The organism is Pseudomonas sp. PDM02 (assembly GCF_014852285.1).
Taxonomy (GTDB): Bacteria; Pseudomonadota; Gammaproteobacteria; order Pseudomonadales; family Pseudomonadaceae; genus Aquipseudomonas; species Aquipseudomonas migulae.
The window spans coordinates 174,914-198,816 of record NZ_JACVBL010000001.1 but is presented as its reverse complement, the minus strand read 5'-3'; the positions used below and the strand labels follow the sequence as shown (position 1 = coordinate 198,816).

The window sequence follows — 23,903 nt, the reverse complement described above, 5'->3', positions numbered from 1 at the left end:
GGCGGTGGTTCCTGTTATTTATCTGGGCTGTCGATGATCAGTTTTTGCGCCGCGGTGGTGCTGCTGGCCAGAGGCTGGCTGCGACCGATCCATTCACCGGCAGTCGGCTGGCCGGCCCGTGAGATGCGCGCAACCAGTTGGACTTCAGGAAAGTTCGACAGTTTCAACTGCGGCATCATTGCGTCGGCATCGCCCAGTTCGACGGTCGCCGGCAAGTCAGCCACGGTCAGGCGTTTGGCGGCCAATGGTGCAGGAGGCCCCGAGGTGGCGCGAGCGAAAATGAACACGCTGTCACCCGGCTGAACCTTGGCCTTTAGCTCTGGCGCCAGATCGACGCTGACCTTGAGCAGCGCTGCAACCTTGGGCGCAGGCGCCTGGGCAACCTTGCCGCCGCTGGCTTCGAGTTTCTCGGTAGCCCGGGCAATACCGCCTTGCAGCGCGGCGCGGGAACCGTCTTCCGGTGGCAGTTGCACCAACAGGCGATTCCAGTAATCGATGGCGTCCTGATAATGCGCGCTTTCAAACGCGGCGATACCGAGCAGGCCAAGGCTGGTGACTTCCTTCGGATCGGCTTTCAGCGCTTCGTCGGTCAGGGCTTGAACCTTGTCCGACCACTTCTTGCCATCGGCGAAGTACTGGGCTTGCGCCCATTGGCCGAGCAGTTCCGGCTGACGACCGGCCAGGTTCACCGTGCGCTCGAAGATCTTCGCCGCGTCGGCGGGACGATCCTGCGCCATGTAGGTACGACCCAGGAAGTACAGGCCTTCGGCCGAATCCGGTTGAGCGGCGACGGCGCGTTCCAGACGGCGGGTCATCTCTTCCATCGACTGCGGTGCCTGGGAGAATTCGCGGGTCAGTTCGACCTTGTCGCTGGCGCCGAAATGCAGGTAGAGCCCAAGCCCCAACACCGGCACCAGAATCGCCGCCAGCAATGGCAACGGTTTGCCCAGACGTGCCGCGCGCGGTGCATCGGCGCCTTCGGTGTCGGCGAGCAACTCACGAGCAGCTTCGGCGCGACCGGTTTCCAGTTGCGCAGCGTTGAGCACGCCCTCTTCCTGCTCGGTTTGCAACTCAGCCACGCGCTCTTGATACAGCGCGACGTTCAGGGCAGTACGATCCTCTTCCAGCTGGGCGCGACGGCCACGCAGAACGGGGATCAGCAGAAAACTCAGGGCAACCAGAAGCAGCAGACCTGCAGCGAGCCAGAAATCAATCATTCTTGGTTTTATCCAACAGTTGATCGAGGCGCTCGCGCTCCTCGGCAGAAAGCTCATCCTTGGCATCAGCGCGTTGGACGCGACGACGGCGGACGATCACGGCGATGATCACAAAACCGCCCAGCAGCAGGCCGGCGGGGCCGAACCAGAGCAGGGCAGTCTTGGCGTTGAGTGCGGGTTTGTAGCGGACGAAATCACCGTAGCGATCGACCATGAAATCGATGATCTGCTGATTGTCCTTGCCCTCGCCCAGCATGCGGAAAATCTCTTTGCGCAGGTCGGCGGCGATCGGTGCGTTGGAATCGGCGATGTCCTGATTCTGGCACTTGGGGCAACGCAGCTCTTTGGTCAGCTCGCGAAAACGCTCGCGATCAGCTTCTTTGGCGAACTCATAGGTGTCGATGGCCGCGTGCGCCACGCCGGCCATGCTCAAGCCCAATACAACGGCAGCTATCCAGCGCTTCATGGCTTGGCCTCGTCCACCAGCGCCTGATACTTGGCCGCCAGTTTTTCGCGCCAGACCTGCTCGTCGATCACGCCGACGAATTTGTCGCGGATGATGCCCTTGGCGTCGATGAAGAAGGTTTCCGGAGCGCCGTATACGCCGAGGTTCAGGCCCAGCGTGCCTTCGTCGTCACGGATGTCCAGTTGATACGGGTTGTGGAACTCCACCAGCCACTTCAAGGCATCCGCATTGATGTCCTTGTAGTTGATGCCGTAGATCACCACGCCCTTCTCGGCCAGCTTGTTCAACACCGGGTGCTCGACCCGGCAGGAAATGCACCAGGTGCCCCACACGTTGACCAGCGCCGGTTTACCGAGAAGATCTGCCTTGGTCAGGGTCTTGTCGCCCTGCACCGCGGGCAGTGAAAACTCCGGGAACGGCTTGCCGATCATTGCCGAAGGCAGCTCGGCCGGGTCCAGATAGAGCCCGCGATAAAGGAAAACAGCCACCACCAGAAAAACCGCCAGCGGCAACAGCATCAACCAACGTCTCATGCAGTCGCTCCCGTCATGCCCAATGCTTCACGCACGCGGCTTTTCACCTTGACCCGATAACGACGATCCAGCGCCGCCAGCAGCCCCCCCAAACCGGTCAGCAAACCGCCGAACCAGATCCAGCGCACGAACGGTTTGACGTGCACGCGCACGGCCCAGGCGCCATCACCCAGCGGTTCGCCGAGTGCGACATAGAGGTCGCGGGTGAACCCGGCGTCGATCCCGGCTTCGGTCATCACCGAGTTCTGCACGGTGTACAGGCGTTTTTCCGGGTGCAACACACTGATTTCCTTGCCGTCGCGGATCACCCGTACGGTGCCTTTGTCGGAGGTGAAGTTCGGGCCTTCGAAGTGCTTGGCGCCTTCGAACACGAACTGATAACCGCCCAGGTCCATGGACTCGCCCGGTGCCAGGCGCAGGTCACGTTCGGCGCTGTTCTGGCTCGACAGCACAACACCGAGCGCGCACACGGCGATACCCAAATGCGCAAGCTGCATGCCCCAATAGCTGCGAGTCAGGGTCGGGAGGCCTTTGATCAGGCCTTTGTGGCGGGTCTTGTCGAAGATGTCGCGGATACCGGCCAGCAACACCCAGGCGGCCAGCATGAACGTCGCGATCACGGCCCAGTTGAAATCGCCATAAGCAACGCCAGCCACCACGGCCAGCGCGGCGCTGCCGAGCAACACCGGGGTCAACATGCTCATCAGCCATTTGACCGGCGTGTCTTTCCAGCGCACCAGCATGCCAACCGCCATCACCACCATCAGCAACGCCATCAACGGAATGAACAGCGCGTTGAAGTACGGCGGGCCTACGGACAGTTTTGCGCCGGTCATGGCATCGAGGATCAGAGGATACAAAGTCCCCAGCAAAATCATCGAAGCCGCAACTACCAGCACCAGGTTGTTGCCCAGCAGCAAGGTTTCGCGAGACCAGAGGTTGAAGCCGACATGGCTCTTCACCACCGGCGCGCGCAGGGCAAACAGCGTCAGCGAGCCGCCCACCACGAACAGCAGGAAAATCAGGATGAACACGCCGCGTTCCGGATCGGAGGCAAAGGCGTGAACCGAGGTCAGCACGCCGGAACGCACCAGGAATGTACCCAGCAAGCTCAACGAGAACGCAGCGATGGCCAGCAACACGGTCCAGCTCTTGAACACGCCACGTTTTTCCGTGACCGCCAACGAGTGGATCAACGCAGTGCCCACCAGCCAAGGCATGAAGGAGGCGTTTTCCACCGGGTCCCAGAACCACCAGCCGCCCCAGCCGAGTTCGTAGTAAGCCCACCACGAACCGAGGGTGATGCCGATGCCGAGGAAGGCCCAGGCGACGATGGTCCATGGACGCGACCAACGTGCCCACGCCGCATCGAGTCGACCGCCGAGCAATGCCGCGATGGCGAACGCGAAGGCCACGGAGAAACCGACGTAGCCCATGTACAGCATCGGCGGGTGAACGATCAGGCCGATGTCTTGCAGCAGCGGGTTGAGGTCACGACCGTCCGCTGGAATCTGCGGCAGGATCCGTGCGAACGGGTTGGAGGTAAGGATCAGGAACATCAGGAAACCGGTGCTGATCATGCCCATCACCGCCAGCACCCGCGCCAGCATGACTTGCGGCAACTGCCGGGAGAACACCGACACGGCGAAGGTCCAGCCGCCGAGGATCAATGCCCACAACAGCAACGAACCCTCATGCGCGCCCCACACTGCACTGAACTTGTAGTACCACGGCAAGGCGCTGTTGGAGTTGCTGGCGACGTAGGCGACGGAGAAGTCGTCGGCCATGAATGCGTAGGTCAGGCAACCGAAAGCGAACAGCAGAAACGCGAACTGCCCCCAGGCGGCCGGCTGGGCCAGGCTCATCCACAAACGATCACCGCGCCAGGCACCGAGCAACGGCACCACGGCCTGAACCAGCGCGAAACACAGCGCCAGAATCATGGCCAGATGGCCGAGTTCGGGGATGAACAGCCCTGAACTATAAAGTGCAGATGTCATCGATCAACCCTCCTTCGCGGGCGTTGGAGCAGATTGACCACTGTCTTTCAAAGCCTTGGTCACTTCCGGCGGCATGTATTTCTCATCGTGCTTGGCCAGCACTTCGTCAGCCACCACCACGCCGTCGGCGTTCAGTTTGCCCAGCGCGACGATGCCCTGCCCTTCGCGGAACAGGTCCGGGAGGATGCCGCGGTAACTGATGGTCACGGACTTGTTGAAGTCGGTGACGATGAATTTCACGTCCAGCGAATCGCCGGAGCGTTGCAGCGACCCCTTCTCGACCATGCCGCCCGCACGGATACGCGTGTCTTGCGGCGCTTCGCCGTTGGCGATTTGCGTCGGGGTGTAAAACAGATTGATGTTCTGCTGCAGGGCGCTCAGGGCCAGACCGACGGCAGCGCCGACACCGACCAGGATCGCGAGAATGATGATAAGACGCTTTTTGCGCAGCGGATTCACTTGCCGTTCTCCCGGCGCAGACGACGCGCCTCTTGTTGCAGATACCGCTTGCGGGCCAGGATCGGCGCCGCCACGTTGAGGGCCAGCACTGCCAGGCTGATGCCGTAGGCTGACCAGACATACAGGCCGTGATGGCCCATGGCGAGGAAGTCGCCGAATGAAGCAAAAGTCATCGAGCGGCCTCCAGGCTGTTCTGCACTTCGGCTTTCACCCAACTGGCGCGGGCCTCGCGTTTGAGCACTTCAAGGCGCATGCGCAGCAGTAAAACCGCGCCGAAGAAACAGTAGAAACCCAGCACCGTCAGCAGCAATGGCAGCCACATTTCGACCGGCATCGCCGGTTTTTCTGTGAGGGTGAATGTCGCGCCCTGGTGCAGGGTGTTCCACCACTCCACCGAGTATTTGATGATCGGGATGTTGATCACGCCGACAATCGCCAGCACCGCGCAGGCCTTGGCCGCGCTGTCACGATTGCTGATGGCGTTGCCCAGCGCAATGAGACCGAAGTACAGAAACAGCAGAATCAGCATGGACGTAAGTCGTGCATCCCAGACCCACCACGAACCCCAGGTCGGTTTGCCCCAGATCGCCCCGGTGACCAGCGCCACGGCGGTCATCCAGGCACCGATGGGCGCCGCGCATTGCAGGGCGACGTCGGCCAGTTTCATTTTCCACACCAGCCCGACGATGCCGCACACCGCCAGCATCACGTAGACCGACTGCGCCAGCATGGCGGCGGGAACGTGGATATAGATGATGCGAAAGCTGTTGCCTTGCTGGTAGTCCGGCGGCGCGAAGGCCAGGCCCCAAACGACACCAATGCTGATCAGCAGCAACGCTCCGATGCTCAGCCACGGCAGCAGTTTGCCGCTGATGCCATAAAACCATTTGGGTGAGCCGAGCTTATGAAACCAGGTCCAGTTCATTACTGTTTCCATCACGGTTGCTGCTCGCCATCACGAGCAGCCTAGGGTCTTTACTGGTTAAAATTTAACCAGACCTCATTATTCGCCGACGCTGATCTTCAGGCCAGCAGCTATTGCAAAAGGTGTCAGGGTTATCGCCAGGGCGGTCAGGCTACCAAGCCACAGGAGATAACCGATCGCCGGCATGCCCTGCAATGCCGCCTGCAAGGCGCCACTGCCGAGAATCAACACCGGGATGTACAACGGCAGAATCAGCAGCGCCAGCAACAAGCCGCCCCGCTTCAAGCCTACCGTCAGGGCCGCGCCCACCGCACCGAGCAGGCTCAGCACCGGTGTACCCAGCAACAGGGAAAGCAGCAACACGGGCAGACAGGCGGTGGGTAAACCGAGCATCAACGCCAGCAGTGGAGCGAGCAAAACCAGTGCCAGACCAGAGAAGGCCCAGTGTGCCAGTACCTTGGCCAAAACCAGAAGAGGCAGGGGGTGCGGCGAAAGGACCCACTGCTCAAGGGAACCGTCTTCGAAATCACTGCGGAAAAGCCCGTCCAGCGAGAGCAAAACCGATAAAAGGGCTGCCACCCAGACCAGTCCCGGAGACAAGGTTTGCAACAATTGAGACTCGGGACCGACCGCCAACGGGAACAGCGAAACCACGATCGCGAAGAACACCAACGGATTGGCCAACTCCGCCGGACGGCGGAACAACAAGCGAGCCTCACGGGCGACCAACAGGCCGAAAACACTCATACGGCCCAATTCCCCAGATCAATGTCGCGATAGCCGGTCGGCATTCGACTCAGCGTGTGGTGCGTGGTCAGTACCACCATGCCGCCGCGCTCACAGTGCGCGGCCAGGTGTTCTTCGAGTTGCGCCACGCCTTGCTTGTCGAGCGCAGTGAACGGCTCGTCGAGGATCCACAGCGGCGGGCTGTCCAGATACAACCGCGCCAAGGCCACGCGGCGTTGCTGACCGGCGGACAGGGTGTGGCACGGAACATCTTCGAAACCGCGCAGTCCGACAGCAGCAAGCGCTGCCCAAATGGCTTCATGGGAGGCCGGTTGATGCAGCGCGCAGAGCCAGCTGAGGTTTTCTTCGGGGGTCAGCAGATCCTTGATGCCCGCGGCATGACCGATCCACAGCAGATTGCGCGCCAGTTCGCTGCGTTGTTCGTTCAGCGGCTGGCCATTGAGCAGCACTTGACCGGCGGTCGGTTGCATCAGCCCCGAAAGTAAACGCAAAAGGCTGGTTTTGCCACTGCCGTTGGGGCCGCTGATTTGCAACATTTCGCCACTGGCCAGTCTCAATTCGAGATTTTCGAAGAGCAGTCGAAGGTCTCGCTCACAAGCAAGGGCAACGGTTTGCAGGACAGGACTGGTCAAGAGATCACGGGCCTTTACGGTTCAAGTCGGCGGCGGAACGGCCGCTAAAGAGATGCAGCATAGATGCATTGGCGGCCTGTTCTAGAGAGCTGCGTCAAACAAATGCAATGTTTTCGCCACTCTGTGAAAGACGGGCGGCATTATACATGCCATGCCCCACTCTAAAGAGGGCAATTTCCTCAGGTTGTGACCGCGTATGACAGGCGAAATGAACATCCTCCCGCTACCACCGACCACGCCCGCGACATCGCGACCGCAGGTGGTGAGTGGCGAACTGCTCAAGCTGCTGACGCCGATGGAGGGCCTGATTACCGTCGGGCAGACCGCCAAAGCCGAAGTGCTGTCGCTGAAGCAGGCGGATCAGTCCTTTCAACTGCTGCTCAAGGTCACCCTTGAAAGCGGCCGTCAGACCACGGTTCAGGCCACCAGCAGCCAACCGTTGCCACAGGGCACGAACCTGGCAATTACCCAGCCATCGGCCGGCAACCTCGCCGTGACGGTGCAACAAGCCATTGCCTCCAACGTCGCCACCCTCACCCGCATCGATACCACACAACTGCCGGTGGGCACCCTGCTGCAAGGCAAAGTGCTGACCTCCCAGGTACTGCCGCAAGTGCCGGGCCAGCCGACGGTGTTTCGTTCGATGGTGAGCCTGCTCAACACGGCGCTGAGCGGCAGCACCCTGAACATCGACAGCCCCACGCCGCTGCGCATCGACACCTTGCTGAGCGCGCTGGTGCAAGACACCCAGACCCTGAAATTCGTCCCGTTGAGCAGCCGCCAGGAACAACTGGCAGTCACCCAACAACTGGTCAGCCAACAGAGTCGCCAGGGCTCGCTGGACGGATTACTGAAACTGCTGCAAAACCTGCCAGCCTCGAATCAGACGTCCAGCGACCTGCGGGCCGCCGTGGACAAGTTGCTCGCCGGCCTGCCGGACGTGCAACAACTCAGTACGCCAAAAGGCCTGGCCCAGGCTCTGGCCAATAGCGGGCTGTTCCTTGAAGCGAAACTGCTCGCCGGGACGAATCCGACGCTGGCACCGGACATGAAAGGTGATTTGCTGAAGTTGATCGCGCAACTGACACCGGGGTTGCCGGCCAACACAAACCTCAATGCGATCATCGCTGCCAACACGCTGGCCCAGACCATGCCTAGCTTTGTGCGTAGTGCCCTGGGCATGCTCGGCCAGGTTAGTGCCAAACCGCAGCCGACCAGTTTTCCTTTGCCTGAGCGCTTCCTGCAGAGCGCGGACGGCGAAGGTGATCTGGAGCACTTGCTGCGCCTGGCGGCAGCGGCGGTTTCACGCCTGCAAAGCCATCAACTGTCGAGCCTGGAGCAAACCGGCGTCACAGACGACGGTCGGCTGATGAGCACCTGGCAGCTGGAAATTCCGATGCGCAATATGCAGGACATCGTGCCGCTGCAGGTCAAGTTCCAGCGCGAGGAAGCACCGGAGAAAGAACACCCCAATGAACGCCGTGACGAACGCGAGCCCAAGCAACAACTGTGGCGTGTCGAACTGGCATTCGACATGGAGCCGTTGGGGCCGCTGCAGATTCAGGCGCAGTTGATCAACGGCAGTCTGTCCAGCCAGCTGTGGGCCGAGCGGCCGTACACCGCGAGTCTGATCGAGAGCAACCTTGTCGGGCTGCGCGAACGCTTGCTGGCATCTGGCCTGAATGTCGGCGATCTCGATTGCCACCTTGGCACACCGCCGCAAGGTCCTCAAACCCGTCTGGAACAACGCTGGGTCGACGAAACCGCATGAGAAATCCCGATACTCCACGCCAGGCCATCGCCCTCAAATACGACGGCACCCACGCCCCTACCCTCACGGCCAAGGGCGACGAAGAACTGGCGGAAGAAATCCTCAAGATTGCCCGCGATTATGAAGTACCGATCTACGAAAATGCCGAGCTGGTGAAACTGCTCGCGAGGATGGAGCTTGGGGACAGTATTCCGGAGGAGTTGTATCGCACGATCGCCGAGATCATTGCGTTTGCCTGGAATCTGAAAGGCAAGTTTCCGGCGGGGCATGACCCGAGTGCGCCGATGATCGAGAAGGACATCACCGATCGCGGGGATGATTACTGAGGTTTCAAAGACGCCATCGCCAGCAAGCCGGCTCCTACAATTTTTTGTGGTGTAGCACGAACCTGTGAGCACCACTGACCTGTAGGAGCCGGCTTGCTGGCGAGGTGGCCCTGAGGCTTGCACCGCCCTTTCGGACGCCATCGCTGGCAAGCCAGCTCCTACAGTTTTTTGTGGTGTAGCACGAACCTGTGAGCACCACTGACCTGTAGGAGCCGGCTTGCTGGCGAGGTGGCCCTGAGGCTTGCACCGCCCTTTCGGACGCCATCGCTGGCAAGCAAGCGCCTACAAGTGCGCTGTCGTGTGAAAAATCCGGGAACACACCAAACTCTGTAGGAGCCGGCTTGCCGGCGAGGCGGCCCTGAGGCTTGCAGCGCCCTTTTGGACGCCATCGCCAGCAAGCCGGCTCCTACAAAAGCGCTGTCAGTTCTTGTGCAGCTTGCTCATCAACTCCGCCTCAGCCTGGGTCAAGCCGCAGGACTGAGTCAGTTCATCGACGCTCGCGCCCATTCCGACCAGGCGCGCTGCCTGGGCAAACGACAGGCTCGACGGGTCGCGCTGTTCAAGCTGAGCCAGCTTGTCCGGCAACGGCCCGACCACCGCGCGCAGCTCGTGCAGGTCTTCACCCATGCGCACGCTGCCGTTCTGGTAGTTGTCAACGCGCTTGCCCAGGTCCTTGATGCGCTGATCGCGCAGCGCATCGCCCTCGGCCTGTTGCGCAGCGATCCGCCGCTGACCGCGAATGTACGCCAGAAACATTGCCAGCGTGCCTGCCCAGAAGAGGAACAGGACAATGACCGCAACCTCAAGAATCAATCAGATACTCTCCAGTTCCGACCATTCTTCTTCGCTCATCATCTTGTCCAGCTCGACCAGGATCAGCAATTCGTTGTTCTTGTTGCACACGCCCTGAATGAACTTGGCGGACTCTTCGTTACCCACGTTCGGCGCGGTTTCGATTTCCGACTGACGCAGGTAAACCACTTCAGCCACGCTGTCGACCATGATCCCGACCACTTGCTTGTCGGCTTCGATGATGACAATCCGGGTGTTGTCGCTGATCTCGGCATTCATCAGGCCGAAGCGCTGACGGGTGTCGATCACGGTCACCACATTGCCGCGCAGGTTGATGATGCCCAGCACGTAGCTCGGGGCACCCGGGACCGGGGCGATTTCGGTGTAACGCAGGACTTCCTGAACGCGCATCACGTTGATGCCGTAGGTTTCATTGTCCAGTTTGAAGGTTACCCATTGCAGGATCGGATCTTCGGAACCTTTTGCAGACGACGCCTTATCATTCATACCCTGACCCCTCGAAAAACCGCCCTAGCGGTGTGTGTTCAGTGCGATGGCAAGTCACTTGCCCCGCGTGTTTTTTATGTCGGTTTGTGAGACGGCTTGCCGCCGCCCATGTGCTTCGCCCCACCGCTGGCGATCAACTCGGCCAGTTCGGAAACGTCGAGCAACGCACACATGTGTTCAATCACCGTGCCCGCCAGCCATGGCCGTTGACCCCGGTGGGTGCGCCATTTGATTTCGTTCGGGTCCAGGCGCAACGAGCGGCTGACCTGATGCACTGCCAGCCCCCACTCGTAGCCCTGAACCGAAATAACGTATTGCAGGCCCTGACGGAAGTCATCGCGATAGCGGTCGGGCATGACCCAACGGGCGGTATCGAGCACTTTCAGGTTGCCGGCCTGGCTCGGCAGGATTCCGAGGAACCATTCCGGCTGACCGAACAGCGGTGTCAGTTCCTGACCGGCCAGGGAATAAATCGAGCCCAGGCACACCAGCGGCACCGCCAGGGTCAACCCGGCGACATCGAACAACAGGCATTCGAACGGCTCGGCGGCCCACGCAGGACGGCCGTTGGTTTCCACTGGTGGCGGCGTGTTGCTCGGCGGCAGATGGACTTCGACGATCGGCGGCACGAGCGCTTGCAACTGCGGTGCGGTCGGAGGTACCAGCTCTTGCTGCAGCGGAGCTGTCGGCGGTAGCAGCGCTTGCAGCAGCGGTGCGATGGTCGATACCGGCGCCAGGGCCGGGACCGGCGCTTCCATCAGCGCCACCGGGGCTTTCACCACAGGTGCGGTGACCGGCGCGGCAACGGCTGGCGGTTTCTCGGCCGGCTTCTGCGCATCGCGCGCCTGCTCTTCAAGCACCGCGGCCTGGAATTCGTCCAGCGCCGCTTCAACCTCGACCACCTCGGGAATCGCTTCGATTTCCGGCGGCAACTCTTCGGTCGCGTCCATCAACAAGCTGTCCAGATAGGACTGGAGCGCAAGTTGCGGACGGGAAGTGATTTTTACCGGGCGATTCATCTCACGCCACCTGCGCAACGGATTGCTGCGTCAGCAAGTGCTTGAGCAGCGCGCGATAGGCCAGCACGCCGCGGCTCTTGCCGTCGAATTGCGAAGGCGTCACGCCGGCACGGCTGGCGTCGCGCAAACGCGTATCGACCGGGATGTAGCCTTGCCAGATTTCTTCCGGATACTTGTCGCGCAACACCCGCAAGGTCCCGAGCGACGCTTGCGTGCGCCGGTCGAACAGGGTCGGCACGATGTTGAATGCCAATGGCTGCTTACGCGAACGGTTGATCATCGCCAGCGTGTTGACCATGCGCTCCAGGCCTTTGACCGCCAGGTGTTCGGTCTGCACCGGAATCACCAATTGCTGACTGGCCGCCAAGGCATTGACCATCAGCACGCCGAGCAACGGCGGGCTGTCGATCACCGCGTAATCGAAGTCCTGCCACAATTGCGCCAGGCTCTTGGCAATCACCAGGCCCAAACCACTCTGCCCCGGCGACTGGCGCTCAAGCGTCGCCAGCGCGGTGCTGGACGGCAACAGGGAAATACTCGCGTGACTGGTGGGCAACAGCAACTGACCGGGCAAGCCTTGCGGCACGCTGCCCCGGTGCAGGAACAGGTCGTAGCTGCTGTGTTCCAGGCTGTCGGGGTCGTAACCGAAGTAGCTGGTCATCGAGCCGTGGGGATCGAGATCGACCACGACCACGCGCTTGCCCGCCTCAGCCAGCAACCCGGCTAAAGCGATAGAGGAAGTGGTTTTACCAACACCACCCTTTTGATTGGCAACGGCCCAGACTCTCATTCGGATTGTTCCTCCCGGTCGATTCGACCGGGAAATAGCTCAACGTGTTAATGCGGGTGACGGAGAATTGACGGCGCTCTCTCGTCCCGGCGACTTGACTGGTGCAGGTGCAGTTTGTGTGCCAGCACGCTTCAACGCGGCATCCGGTTGCGCATGAGCGGTTCCGGTGCCTGTGAGGCTGCGACGGACATCAAGATTTCGTGACACCACCAACACCACACGACGGTTGCGCGCACGGCCTTCGGCGGTCGCGTTGTTGGCCACCGGCTGGAATTCGCCGTAACCCACCGACGCCAAACGACCAGGATTTACCCCCTGCATCGCCAGCATCCGCACGATGCTCGCCGAACGGGCCGAGGACAGCTCCCAGTTGGTCGGGTATTGCGCGGTGCGGATCGGTTGATCGTCGGTGAAACCTTCGACGTGAATCGGGTTGTCGAACGGCCTCAGGATCACTGCGACCTTATCGATGATGTTGAACGCCATGTCGCTGGGCATGGCATCGCCGCTGCCGAACAACAGGCTGGAATTGAGTTCGATCTCGACCCACAGCTCGTTGCCGCGAACGGTCATCTGGTTGGAGCTGATCAAGTCGCCGAATGCGGCGCTGATGTCATCGGCAATGCTTTTCAGCGGATCGCTGGCACCGGCGATGCCGGCGTCGACCTGTTCGCTGTCCTTGACCAGCGGCTTGGCCGGGGTCACGGTTTTCGGACGCTCTTCACCGATAGGGATCGGCTGGAGCGAACGATCCGAATCGGTGAACACGCCGATCAACGCTTGCGAGATGATCTTGTACTTGCCTTCGTTGATCGAAGAGATCGAGTACATCACCACGAAAAAGGCGAACAGCAACGTAATGAAGTCGGCATAGGAAACGAGCCAGCGTTCATGGTTTACATGTTCTTCAGGTTGTCGACGGCGTGCCATAGTCCATGTCTCCCATCAATCCATGAAGCCCTGAAGCTTCAACTCAATAGAGCGAGGGTTTTCACCTTCGGCGATCGACAGGATGCCTTCCAGCAACATTTCGCGATAACGCGACTGACGCATTGCAACGGATTTGAGTTTGGCGGCAATCGGCAACAGCACCAGGTTGGCACTGGCGACGCCGTAGATGGTGGCGACGAAGGCCACGGCGATGCCGCTACCCAGTTGCGACGGATCGGCCAGGTTGCCCATGACGTGGATCAGGCCCATCACCGCACCGATGATCCCGATGGTCGGCGCGTAGCCGCCCATGCTTTCGAAGACTTTGGCGGCTTCGATGTCGCGGCTTTCCTGGGTGTAGAAATCCACTTCCAGAATGCTGCGAATCGCTTCCGGCTCGGCGCCGTCCACCAGCAGTTGCAGGCCTTTGCGCGAGTAGGCGTCGGGTTCGGCGTCGGCGATACCTTCCAGACCGAGCAGACCTTCCTTGCGGGCGGTCAGGCTCCAGTTCACCACGCGGTCAACGCCGCCGGCCAGGTCCACGCGTGGCGGGAACAGGATCCAGCCAACAATCTGCATGGCGCGCTTGAACGCGCTCATCGGCGATTGCAGCAGCGCCGCGCCGACGGTCCCGCCGAGCACGATCAACGCTGCCGGACCGTTGGCCAGCGCGCCGAGATGGCCGCCTTCAAGGAAGTTGCCACCGATGATGGCGACGAACGCCATGATGATCCCGATAAGGCTGAGTACGTCCATCAGATGCACGCCTCGACCAGGTGCTTGCCAATGTCGTCGAGACCGTACACCGCATCGGCGAGTTCGGCTTTGACGATGGCCATCGGCATGCCGTAGATCACGCAGCTGGCTTCATCCTGAGCCCAGATCGAGCTGCCGCCCTGCTTGAGCAGGCGCGCGCCTTCACGACCGTCGGCGCCCATGCCGGTCAGTACCACCGCCAGAACTTTGTCACCGTAGGACTTGGCAGCCGAACCGAACGTGATGTCCACGCACGGCTTGTAGTTCAGACGTTCGTCGCCCGGCAGGATTTTCACCGCGCCACGGCCGTCGATCATCATTTGCTTGCCACCCGGCGCCAGCAGCGCCAGGCCCGGACGCAGGATGTCGCCATCCTCGGCTTCCTTGACGCTGATGCGGCAGAGCTTGTCCAGACGCTCGGCGAACGCCTTGGTGAAGGCGGCCGGCATGTGCTGGATCAACACGATCGGGGCCGGGAAATTGGCCGGCAACTGGGTCAGAACCCTTTGCAGGGCAACCGGGCCGCCCGTGGACGTACCGATGGCAACCAGTTTGTAGGCTTTGCGTTTCGGCGCTGGCGACGACGGGCTGGCCGCGAATGTGCGAGCCGGGATCGGTGCTGGTGCCGGACGAGCAGGTGCGCTGCTGCCATAACTGCCGATGCTGGAAGGCGCAGGTGTCGGTGCGGGTGCAGCGACCGGTGCCGGCGCGCTGTAGGCGCTGACACGACGGTTACTGCGCGAGATGCTGAGAATCTTCTCGCACAGCAGTTGCTTGACCTTCTCGGGATTGCGCGAGATGTCTTCGAAATTCTTCGGCAGGAAATCCACTGCGCCGGCATCCAGCGCGTCCAGGGTGACCCGGGCGCCTTCGTGCGTCAGCGAGGAGAACATCAACACCGGGGTCGGGCAGCGCTGCATGATGTGCCGCACTGCCGTGATGCCATCCATCATCGGCATCTCGTAGTCCATGGTGATCACGTCCGGCTTGAGGGCCAGGGCCTGATCGATCGCCTCTTTTCCGTTGGTCGCCGTACCGACGACCTGGATATTCGAATCCGCTGAAAGAATTTCCGAGACGCGGCGGCGGAAAAACCCCGAATCGTCCACCACCAGGACTTTGACTACCATAAACACTCCGTTAGGCGGGGGCGAGGCTTCGTCGCCCCGCTCCCCCAGAATCAAATACGCCGTGCGGCGTAACGCTTGAGCATGCTCGGAACATCGAGAATCAGCGCAATGCGACCGTCACCGGTGATGGTGGCGCCCGACATGCCCGGGGTTCCCTGGAGCATTTTGCCCAATGGCTTGATGACCACTTCTTCCTGGCCGACCAGTTGATCGACAACGAAGCCGATCCGCTGGGTGCCCACCGAAAGGATCACCACATGGCCTTCGCGCTGCTCTTCGTGAGCGGCGGAGCTGACCAGCCAGCGCTTGAGGTAGAACAGTGGCAGCGCCTTGTCCCGCACGATCACCACTTCCTGGCCGTCCACCACGTTGGTGGTCGACAGGTCGAGGTGGAAGATCTCGTTGACGTTCACCAGCGGGAACGCGAACGCCTGGTTGCCGAGCATGACCATCAGCGTCGGCATGATCGCCAGGGTCAACGGGACCTTGATGACGATCTTCGAGCCCTTGCCCTTGGTCGAGTAGATATTGATGGTGCCGTTGAGCTGGGCGATCTTGGTTTTCACCACGTCCATGCCCACGCCACGACCCGACACGTCGGAGATCTCGGTCTTGGTCGAGAAACCCGGTGCGAAGATCAGGTTGAAGCAGTCGGACTCGCTGAGGCGGTCCGCCGCATCCTTGTCCATCAAACCTTTCTTCACCGCGATGCCGCGCAACACGTCGGCGTCCATGCCCTTGCCGTCATCGGAGATGGACAGCAGGATGTGGTCGCCTTCCTGTTCAGCGGACAAAATCACTTTGCCGCTGCGCGGTTTGCCCATCGCTTCGCGATCGGCCGGCTCTTCGATACCGTGGTCGACCGAGTTGCGCACCAAGTGGACCAGCGGGTCGGCCAGGGCCTCGACAAGGTTTTTGTCGAGGTCGGTTTCTTCGCCGACCAGCTCCAGGTTGATCTCTTTCTTGAGCTGGCGAGCCAGGTCGCGAACCAGACGCGGGAAGCGCCCGAAGACTTTCTTGATCGGTTGCATCCGGGTCTTCATGACCGCGGTTTGCAAGTCGGCCGTGACCACGTCGAGGTTCGACACGGCTTTGGACATGGCTTCATCGGCGCTGTTGGCACCCAGGCGAACCAGGCGGTTACGCACCAGTACCAACTCGCCGACCATGTTCATGATTTCGTCGAGACGCGCGGTATCGACCCGCACGGTGGTCTCGGCTTCGCTGGCCGGTTTTTCCGCAGGCGGCGCGGCCGCTGCACGGGCAGGCGCCGGTGCAGCAGCAGCGGCGGCAGGTTTCGGTGCAGCGGCGGCAGCAGGCTTCGCTGCTTCGGCTTTTGGCTCGGGCGCCTTGGCGACAGGTGCCGGGGCCTTGGCGACGGGCGTAGCTACCGAAGAGGCGGCGGAACCGGTGCCGACTTCAGTGAACTTGCCTTTGCCATGCAATTCGTCGAGCAGCGATTCGAACTCGTGATCCGAGATCAGATCGCCGCCAGCCGCTGCTGCGGTTGGCGCAGCCGGGGTCGGTACCGAGGCAATGGCCGATTCCAGCGCATCGACCGCAAAGTTGCCCTTGCCGTGCAGCTGATCGAGCAGTGCTTCGAACTCGTCGTCGGTAATGTCGGAACTGTCACCTGGCGCTTTCGGCGCAGCCGGTGCGGCAGGCGCAGCGGGTGTTGCCACCGCGTCGACGGCGAACTGGCCTTTGCCGTGCAACTGATCGAGCAACGACTCGAACTCGGCATCGGTGATTTCATCGCTGGTCGCGGCATCGCCGGCCGGCGGCGGAGCAGCGGCCGGGGCCTCAGCCTGAGCCTTGACGGCGTTCAGCGAGTCCAGCAGTTGTTCGAATTCGTTATCAGTGATGTCGCCTGATTCGGCTTCGGCAGCCGGCTCTTCCACCACTTCAGCCACAGGTGCGGCTTGATCGGCGGTTTGCGGCTCGGCCAGACGGGCCAGGGCTGCAAGCAATTCAGGCGTGGCGGCCGTTATCGGGCCACGCTCGCGGACTTCGCTGAACATGCCGTTCACCGCGTCCAGCGCTTCGAGAACCACGTCCATCAATTCCGAATCGACGCGACGTTCACCCTTGCGCAGGATGTCAAACACGTTCTCGGCGATGTGACAGCACTCCACCAGCTCGTTGAGCTGGAGGAAGCCGGCGCCCCCTTTTACAGTGTGAAAACCGCGAAAAATTGCATTGAGCAAGTCCGCATCATCCGGTCGGCTTTCAAGCTCGACCAGCTGTTCGGACAGTTGCTCTAGAATCTCGCCGGCCTCAACCAGGAAATCCTGAAGGATCTCTTCATCGGCGCCGAAGCTCATTAAGGGGGTGCTCCTAAAGGTCTAAAAACCTAAAAAACCTAAAATGCTAAAAATCTAAAATCCTAGGCTGGATAACAAATCGTCCACATCGTCCTGACCGGACACAACGTCTTCTCTTTTATCGGCATGAATCTGCGGACCTTCACCCTGAGAGAGATGTTTTTGCGGATCTTTTTCTGCAAGCATCGCTTCACGGTCATGTTCGATGCCCGCAAAGCGGTCCACCTGACTGGCCATAAGCACGAGCTTGAGCAGGTTGCTTTCAACTTCAGTGACCAATTGGGTCACACGCTTGATCACCTGACCGGTGAGGTCCTGGTAATCCTGAGCGAGCAGAATGTCGTTGAGGTTGCTCGACACCGCGCGGTTGTCCGCGCTGCTGCGTGCCAGGAAACCATCGACACGCCGTGCCAGCTCACGAAACTCCTCAGCCCCGACTTCGCGACGCATGAACCGCCCCCAGTCCGTGCTCAGCGCCTGAGCTTCATCGCTCAGGCTGTTGACCAGCGGCGTGGAGTTTTCGACCAGATCCATGGTGCGGTTGGCTGCGGCCTCTGTCAGCTTGACAACGTAACCCAGACGCTCGGTGGCATCTGTGATCTGGGACACTTCCTCGGCTTGCGGCATGTGCGGGTCAATCTGAAAATTGACGATCGCACTGTGCAGCTCGCGGGTGAGCTTGCCCACTTCCTGATACAGGCCGCGGTCACGGGTCTGGTTGAGCTCATGGATCAGTTGCACAGCGTCGCCGAACTTGCCTTTCTCAAGGCTTTCGACCAGTTCGACCGCGTGTTTTTTCAGGGTCGATTCAAAATCGCCCTGTGAAGATTCGTTTTGGTCCATAGCTTCCCCGTGGCGCAGTTTCTCAACCGATGCGTTCGAAAATCTTCTCGATTTTTTCTTTCAACGCCTGGGCCGTGAAGGGTTTGACCACATAGCCGTTTACGCCGGCCTGGGCCGCTTCGATGATCTGCTCGCGCTTGGCTTCAGCGGTCACCATCAGCACTGGCAGGTGCTTGAGCTTTTCATCGGCGCGCACGTGGCGCAGCAGATCGATACCGGTCATGCCAGGCATGTTCCAGTCCGTTACCAGAAAGTCGATGCTTCCGCTGTTGAGAACCGGAATGGCAGTAATGCCATCGTCGGCCTCGACCGTGTTGGTGAACCCAAGGTCACGCAACAGGTTTTTTATGATCCGCCGCATCGTTGAGAAGTCATCAACGATGAGGATTTTCATGTTCTTGTCCAATTCGACCTCCAAGCAGTCTTAAACGCGCCCAGCACCTGGACGCGCCATTTCAATCAATCCGGCAAAGCACTCAATGACTGTCTGGAGCACAACAGATCGAGACCGGCGCAGTTCAACACCACACCAGCCAAGTTCGCAGTGTCCCCACACTGCCTTCAGCGCGCTCGCCACTCCCCCAAACGCCCCCGCAAACGGGCCGCGCACTGGCTGTGTAACTGGCTGACCCGAGATTCGCTGACCCCCAGGACCTCACCGATTTCCTTGAGATTCAACTCTTCGTCGTAGTACAGCGCCAACACCAGTCGCTCACGCTCCGGCAAATTGGCAATCGCGTCCGCCAGCGCTGCCTGGAAGCGTTCATCTTCCAGATCGCGCGACGGCTCGAGATGAGCACTCGCGCCATCCTCATGCAGCCCTTCGTGTTCGCCGTCCTGCAACAGGTCGTCGAAACTGAACAAGCGGCTGCCCAGGGTGTCGTTCAAAATCCCGTAGTAATCGTCGAGACTCAATTGGAGTTCGGCCGCAACTTCGTGATCTTTAGCGTCACGGCCGGTTTTAGCTTCAATCGAGCGAATTGCGTCGCTGACCATGCGGGTATTGCGGTGGACCGAACGTGGCGCCCAGTCCCCTTTGCGCACTTCATCAAGCATGGCGCCGCGGATCCGGATGCCCGCGTACGTCTCGAAACTCGCGCCTTTGCTGGCGTCATATTTGGTGGATACTTCAAGCAGGCCGATCATCCCGGCCTGGATCAGGTCTTCGACCTGGACACTGGCTGGCAGTCGCGCCAGCAGGTGGTAAGCAATGCGTTTGACCAGTGGCGCGTAACGCTCGATCAGCTCGTACTGCGCGTCACGCGCCGACTTCTTGTAGAGGTTGTAACCGCTGGCTGTCATAGCACGGGTCCTGCCGTTTGTTGCACGAGGCGCTCGACGAAAAACTCCAGGTGCCCGCGCGGGTTGGCAGGCAGCGGCCAGGTATCGACCTTTTGTGCGATGGCCTTGAAAGCCAGGGAGCACTTGGAACGAGGGAAGGCTTCATAGACCGCGCGCTGCTTCTGCACAGCCTTGCGCACGCTTTCGTCGTACGGCACCGCACCAACGTATTGTAAGGCGACGTCGAGGAAGCGGTCCGTGACCTTGGTCAACTTGGCGAACAGGTTGCGGCCTTCCTGCGGGCTCTGGGCCATGTTGGCCAGGACGCGGAAGCGGTTCATGCCGTAGTCGCGGTTGAGCAATTTGATCAGGGCGTAGGCATCCGTGATCGAAGTCGGCTCATCGCAGACCACCAGCAAGACTTCTTGCGCGGCGCGAACAAAACTGACTACCGAGTCACCAATACCCGCAGCGGTGTCGATCACGAGCACGTCGAGGTTGTCGCCGATATCGCTGAACGCCTGGATCAGGCCGGCATGCTGGGCCGGACTCAGATGAACCATGCTTTGTGTGCCGGACGCGGCCGGGACGATGCGGATGCCGCCTGGCCCCTGCAACAATACGTCGCGCAGCTCACAGCGGCCTTCGATGACGTCGGCCAGGGTACGTTTGGGTGTCAGTCCCAACAGGACGTCGACATTCGCCAGCCCCAGATCGGCGTCCAGCAGCATGACGCGCCGGCCGAGCTCAGCTAGAGCCAGGGACAAGTTCACTGACACATTAGTCTTCCCGACGCCACCTTTGCCGCCGGTCACCGCGATCACCTGTACGGGATGCATGCTGCCCATGTTATTTCTTTACCTTGTCTTGCATAGACGGAGGCCACATTACTGGCTGCGCGTTCATCAACTGAACAATGCATGGCAGACCATCGATGTAGGTACAAAAACTGTTCATTAATACCTCAGCCAACCTGCTTGGTCGGGCTGTGATAAATATCAGCGAACATGTCAGCCATGGCTTCTTCGCTGGGTTCTTCCTGCATTTGCACGCTAACGGCGCGACTGACCAACTGATGACGACGCGGCAGATGCAGATCATCCGGAATACGCGGTCCATCAGTCAGGTAAGCCACCGGCAATTCATGACTGATCGCCAGGCTCAACACCTCGCCCAAGCTTGCCGTCTCATCCAGTTTAGTCAGGATGCAGCCAGCCAGCCCGCAGCGCTTGTAACTGTGATAAGCGGCGGTTAGAACCTGTTTTTGGCTGGTGGTTGCCAGAACCAGATAATTTTTTGATTTGATGCCACGACCGGCCAGGCTTTCGAGCTGCATGCGCAATGCCGGATCGCTGGCCTGAAGGCCTGCGGTATCGATCAGCACCACGCGCTTGCGCAGCAAAGGATCCAGCGCCTGCACCAGGGACTGGCCCGGATCGACGTGCGTCACCGACACATTGAGGATCCGGCCGAGGGTCTTGAGTTGTTCCTGGGCACCGATGCGGTAGCTGTCCATGCTCACCAGCGCGATGTTCTGCGCGCCGTACTTGAGCACGTAACGGGCCGCGAGCTTGGCCAGGGTGGTGGTCTTGCCCATGCCGGCGGGGCCGACCATGGCAATCACGCCACCCTCTTCCAGTGGCTCGACTTCCGGTGTGGCGATCATCCGCGCCAGGTGCGCCAGCAACATGCGCCAGGCCTGACGAGGTTCATCAATGTCGGTAATCAGTTCCAGCAGATCGCGGGACAACGGACCGGACAAACCGATGCGTTGCAGGCGACGCCAAAGGTTGGCCTGGGCCGGGCGGCTGCCTTGCAACTGATTCCAGGCCAGCGAACCGAGTTGTACTTCCATCAGTTCGCGCAGGCTGTTGAGTTCGAAACGCATCGAGTCGAAGGCACGCGGATCAACACCGGTCGCGGCAGGCGCGGGGGCCGGTGCCGGGCGACGAGGTTCGGCGTAGGTCGGTTCGATCAGTGGCTCGGCGGCAGTCAACGGCAGACCGGCGAACAACTGGCGATTGGTGGACTTGTCGCTCTCGCCATCGCTGCGCAGGCTCAGTTCGGCCTGGGCGGTGACGATCCGCGACTGGGTCTTGCGCAGCTCATCCTCGAGTTCCATGTTCGGAACACGCGGGGCCAGCGCCGACAGTTTGTAATCCAGAGCGGCCGTCAGCTCGACACCACCGGCGATCCGGCGGTTGCCAATGATGGCGGCATCAGCGCCCAGCTCATCACGAACCAGCTTCATGGCCTGACGCATATCGGCGGCGAAAAAACGCTTAACTTGCATAAACCACTACCTCAGCCGTTGGGCCCTACTGTCGCAACGATGGTCACTTGCTTGTTGTCAGGGATTTCCTGGTAAGCCAACACATGCAAACCCGGGACTGCCAGTCGGCCGAATCGCGACAGCATCGCGCGAACCGGGCCGGCCACCAGCAGAATCACCGGCTGACCTTGCATTTCCTGACGCTGCGCCGCATCGATCAACGAGCGTTGCAGTTTTTCAGCCATGCTTGGCTCCAGCAGAACGCCCTCTTCCGAGCCTTGTCCTGCCTTCTGAAGACTATTGAGCAATATTTGTTCCAACCTTGGCTCCAAGGTGATAACTGGCAGCTCCGACTCAGTCCCCACAATGCTTTGGACGATTGCACGAGATACGCCGACGCGGACGGCGGCCACCAGCGCGGCAGTATCTTGACTCTTGGCGGCATTGTTCGCGATCGCTTCGGCGATGCTGCGAATGTCCCGCACGGGCACCTGTTCGGCCAGCAACGCCTGGAGCACCTTGAGCAACTGCGACAACGAAACCACGCCGGGCACCAGCTCTTCCGCCAGTTTTGGCGAGCTTTTGGCCAGCAATTGCATGAGTTGCTGCACTTCTTCGTGGCCAATCAGCTCACTGGAGTGCTTGTACAAAATCTGGTTCAAATGGGTTGCCACTACCGTACTGGCATCGACCACGGTGTAACCGAGGGATTGTGCCTGTGCGCGCTGACTCACTTCGATCCAGACCGCCTCCAGCCCGAAAGCCGGATCTTTGGCGGTAATACCGTTGAGCGAACCGTAGACCTGACCAGGGTTGATCGCCAGCTCGCGGTCCGGATAAATCTCCGCTTCGGCCAGGATCACCCCCATCAGAGTGAGGCGATAGGCGCTCGGTGCGAGGTCGAGGTTGTCACGGATATGCACAGTCGGCATCAGGAAGCCCAGATCCTGGGACAGTTTTTTACGCACACCCTTGATCCGCGCCAGCAGCTGACCACCCTGATTGCGGTCCACCAGCGGAATCAGGCGATAGCCGACTTCCAGGCCAATCATGTCGATTGGCGTCACATCGTCCCAGCCAAGCTCCTTGGTTTCCTGAGCACGAGCCGGCGATGGCAGCAATTCCTGCTGACGCTTGACCTCTTGCAGGGCCTGAACCTTGACGATGTTCTGCTTCTTCCAGAACAGGTACGCACCACCGGCCGCCAGGGCCGCCATGCTCAGAAAGGAAAAGTGCGGCATGCCGGGCACCAGGCCCATCACTGCCATCAGGCCCGCCGCCACGGCCAGCGCCTTGGGCGAGGCGAACATCTGGCGATTGATCTGTTTGCCCATGTCTTCCGAACCGGAAGCACGGGTCACCATGATCGCTGCAGCTGTAGATAACAACAGTGATGGCAATTGCGCCACCAAACCGTCACCGATGGTCAGCAACGCGTAAACCCTGCCCGCATCACCGAAGGTCATGCCGTGCTGGAAGATACCGACCGCCATGCCGCCGATCAGGTTGATGAACAGAATCAGCAAACCGGCGATGGCATCGCCACGCACGAACTTGCTGGCACCGTCCATGGAACCATAGAACTCGGCCTCCTGGGCCACTTCCATCCGGCGCATCTTGGCCTGGTTCTGATCGATCAGGCCGGCGTTCAAATCGGCGTCGATCGCCATTTGTTTGCCGGGCATCGCATCGAGGGTGAAACGTGCGCTCACCTCGGAAATCCGCCCGGCACCCTTGGTTACCACGACGAAGTTGATGATCATCAAAATCGCGAAGACCACGATACCGACCACGTAGTTACCGCCGATCACCACCTCACCGAACGCCTGGATCACCTTACCGGCAGCGGCATGGCCGTCCTGCCCGTGAAGCATCACCACTCGCGTGGAGGCCACGTTCAGCGCCAGTCGCAACAACGTTGCCACCAGCAGAATGGTCGGGAACACCGCGAAATCCAGCGGCCGCAACGCGTAGACGCAGACCAGCAGCACGACGATCGACAGCGCGATGTTGAACGTGAAGAACACGTCCAGCAGGAACGGTGGCACCGGCAGCATCATCATGGCCAGCATGACCAGCAGCAACAACGGCACGCCCAGATTGCCCCGACTTAAGTCGGCAACGTTTGTGCGGGCACTGTTGAGTAACTGAGAGCGATCCACCGGTTTTCCCCGTTCCTTTAA

At 60.6% G+C, this 23,903-nt stretch carries 25 protein-coding genes; 2 read left to right on the top strand and 23 right to left on the bottom strand.

Annotation, left to right across the window (positions count from 1 at the left end; translation table 11 throughout):
- Positions 1–14: 14 nt before the first annotated feature.
- The 9 genes from ccmI to ccmA all read right to left on the bottom strand — a co-directional run bounded on the left by ccmI (position 15) and on the right by ccmA (position 6,979).
- Positions 15–1,217: a c-type cytochrome biogenesis protein CcmI gene (gene ccmI / locus IB245_RS00880; protein ID WP_192226065.1), complete on the bottom strand. Its 1,203-nt coding sequence runs from the start codon at positions 1,215–1,217 to the stop codon at positions 15–17.
- Positions 1,210–1,683, bottom strand: a complete 474-nt coding sequence (locus IB245_RS00875) for a cytochrome c-type biogenesis protein (protein ID WP_192226062.1) — start codon at positions 1,681–1,683, stop codon at positions 1,210–1,212. The genes ccmI and IB245_RS00875 overlap by 8 nt, the downstream gene beginning before the upstream one ends.
- The gene (locus IB245_RS00870; RefSeq protein WP_192226060.1) at positions 1,680–2,216 is read right to left on the bottom strand and encodes a DsbE family thiol:disulfide interchange protein; all 537 of its coding nucleotides are present in this window, start codon (positions 2,214–2,216) and stop codon (positions 1,680–1,682) included. Before IB245_RS00870 ends, IB245_RS00875 begins: the two co-directional genes overlap by 4 nt.
- Positions 2,213–4,216, bottom strand: coding sequence for a heme lyase CcmF/NrfE family subunit (locus tag IB245_RS00865; protein WP_192226058.1), 2,004 nt, complete (start codon positions 4,214–4,216; stop codon positions 2,213–2,215). The genes IB245_RS00870 and IB245_RS00865 overlap by 4 nt, the downstream gene beginning before the upstream one ends.
- 3 nt (positions 4,217–4,219) lie before the next feature.
- Entirely contained in the window at positions 4,220–4,675 is a 456-nt protein-coding gene (gene ccmE / locus IB245_RS00860) for a cytochrome c maturation protein CcmE (protein ID WP_008026817.1), read from the bottom strand.
- A complete protein-coding gene (ccmD, locus tag IB245_RS00855; RefSeq protein WP_008026820.1) occupies positions 4,672–4,848 on the bottom strand; it encodes a heme exporter protein CcmD in 177 nt (58 codons plus the stop codon). Before ccmD ends, ccmE begins: the two co-directional genes overlap by 4 nt.
- Complete coding sequence (locus IB245_RS00850) at positions 4,845–5,600, bottom strand: heme ABC transporter permease (RefSeq protein ID WP_008026821.1); 756 nt, start codon at positions 5,598–5,600, stop codon at positions 4,845–4,847. The genes ccmD and IB245_RS00850 overlap by 4 nt, the downstream gene beginning before the upstream one ends.
- A gap of 78 nt (positions 5,601–5,678) precedes the next feature.
- A complete protein-coding gene (ccmB, locus tag IB245_RS00845; RefSeq protein WP_008026823.1) occupies positions 5,679–6,347 on the bottom strand; it encodes a heme exporter protein CcmB in 669 nt (222 codons plus the stop codon).
- On the bottom strand, positions 6,344–6,979 hold the full coding sequence (gene ccmA / locus IB245_RS00840) for a cytochrome c biogenesis heme-transporting ATPase CcmA (protein WP_008026825.1): 636 nt from the start codon (positions 6,977–6,979) through the stop codon (positions 6,344–6,346). Before ccmA ends, ccmB begins: the two co-directional genes overlap by 4 nt.
- A gap of 196 nt (positions 6,980–7,175) precedes the next feature.
- Here ccmA and IB245_RS00835 point away from each other — a divergent pair, with 196 nt between their 5' ends.
- Positions 7,176–8,750 (top strand): flagellar hook-length control protein FliK, encoded by a 1,575-nt coding sequence (locus IB245_RS00835; protein WP_192226056.1) that lies wholly within the window; start codon positions 7,176–7,178, stop codon positions 8,748–8,750.
- A complete protein-coding gene (locus IB245_RS00830; protein WP_008026830.1) occupies positions 8,747–9,076 on the top strand; it encodes an EscU/YscU/HrcU family type III secretion system export apparatus switch protein in 330 nt (109 codons plus the stop codon). The genes IB245_RS00835 and IB245_RS00830 overlap by 4 nt, the downstream gene beginning before the upstream one ends.
- Before the next feature lie 420 nt (positions 9,077–9,496).
- On the opposite strand, the gene IB245_RS00825 is transcribed toward IB245_RS00830, so the two are convergent.
- The 14 genes from IB245_RS00825 to flhA form a co-directional block, all read right to left on the bottom strand.
- Complete coding sequence (locus IB245_RS00825; RefSeq protein WP_008039837.1) at positions 9,497–9,889, bottom strand: DUF2802 domain-containing protein; 393 nt, start codon at positions 9,887–9,889, stop codon at positions 9,497–9,499.
- Positions 9,890–10,375 carry a chemotaxis protein CheW gene (locus IB245_RS00820; protein WP_008024622.1) on the bottom strand — a complete coding sequence of 162 codons (486 nt, stop codon included), beginning with the start codon at positions 10,373–10,375 and terminating at the stop codon, positions 9,890–9,892.
- Positions 10,376–10,449: 74 nt separating this feature from the next.
- Positions 10,450–11,394, bottom strand: coding sequence for a CheW domain-containing protein (locus IB245_RS00815; protein WP_192226054.1), 945 nt, complete (start codon positions 11,392–11,394; stop codon positions 10,450–10,452).
- A 1-nt stretch (position 11,395) separates the two neighbouring features.
- The gene (locus tag IB245_RS00810; protein ID WP_008039835.1) at positions 11,396–12,184 is read right to left on the bottom strand and encodes a ParA family protein; all 789 of its coding nucleotides are present in this window, start codon (positions 12,182–12,184) and stop codon (positions 11,396–11,398) included.
- A 39-nt stretch (positions 12,185–12,223) separates the two neighbouring features.
- Positions 12,224–13,114: a flagellar motor protein MotD gene (gene motD, locus IB245_RS00805; protein WP_008024618.1), complete on the bottom strand. Its 891-nt coding sequence runs from the start codon at positions 13,112–13,114 to the stop codon at positions 12,224–12,226.
- 15 nt (positions 13,115–13,129) lie between these two features.
- On the bottom strand, positions 13,130–13,870 hold the full coding sequence (locus tag IB245_RS00800; RefSeq protein WP_008039834.1) for a flagellar motor protein: 741 nt from the start codon (positions 13,868–13,870) through the stop codon (positions 13,130–13,132).
- Positions 13,870–15,000 carry a protein-glutamate methylesterase/protein-glutamine glutaminase gene (locus IB245_RS00795; protein WP_008024614.1) on the bottom strand — a complete coding sequence of 377 codons (1,131 nt, stop codon included), beginning with the start codon at positions 14,998–15,000 and terminating at the stop codon, positions 13,870–13,872. Before IB245_RS00795 ends, IB245_RS00800 begins: the two co-directional genes overlap by 1 nt.
- A 50-nt stretch (positions 15,001–15,050) precedes the next feature.
- A complete protein-coding gene (locus tag IB245_RS00790) occupies positions 15,051–17,324 on the bottom strand; it encodes a chemotaxis protein CheA (protein WP_192226052.1) in 2,274 nt (757 codons plus the stop codon).
- Between the two features lie 54 nt (positions 17,325–17,378).
- Positions 17,379–18,167 (bottom strand): protein phosphatase CheZ, encoded by a 789-nt coding sequence (locus IB245_RS00785; protein ID WP_008039817.1) that lies wholly within the window; start codon positions 18,165–18,167, stop codon positions 17,379–17,381.
- Between the two features lie 22 nt (positions 18,168–18,189).
- Positions 18,190–18,561 (bottom strand): chemotaxis response regulator CheY, encoded by a 372-nt coding sequence (locus tag IB245_RS00780; protein WP_008006721.1) that lies wholly within the window; start codon positions 18,559–18,561, stop codon positions 18,190–18,192.
- 167 nt (positions 18,562–18,728) lie between these two features.
- Positions 18,729–19,469 carry an RNA polymerase sigma factor FliA gene (fliA, locus tag IB245_RS00775; RefSeq protein ID WP_007894214.1) on the bottom strand — a complete coding sequence of 247 codons (741 nt, stop codon included), beginning with the start codon at positions 19,467–19,469 and terminating at the stop codon, positions 18,729–18,731.
- On the bottom strand, positions 19,466–20,296 hold the full coding sequence (gene fleN / locus IB245_RS00770; RefSeq protein ID WP_008001746.1) for a flagellar synthesis regulator FleN: 831 nt from the start codon (positions 20,294–20,296) through the stop codon (positions 19,466–19,468). Before fleN ends, fliA begins: the two co-directional genes overlap by 4 nt.
- A 116-nt stretch (positions 20,297–20,412) precedes the next feature.
- Complete coding sequence (gene flhF, locus IB245_RS00765; protein ID WP_008024604.1) at positions 20,413–21,741, bottom strand: flagellar biosynthesis protein FlhF; 1,329 nt, start codon at positions 21,739–21,741, stop codon at positions 20,413–20,415.
- 11 nt (positions 21,742–21,752) lie between these two features.
- Positions 21,753–23,882 (bottom strand): flagellar biosynthesis protein FlhA, encoded by a 2,130-nt coding sequence (flhA, locus tag IB245_RS00760; protein ID WP_192226050.1) that lies wholly within the window; start codon positions 23,880–23,882, stop codon positions 21,753–21,755.
- Positions 23,883–23,903 lie beyond the last annotated feature (21 nt).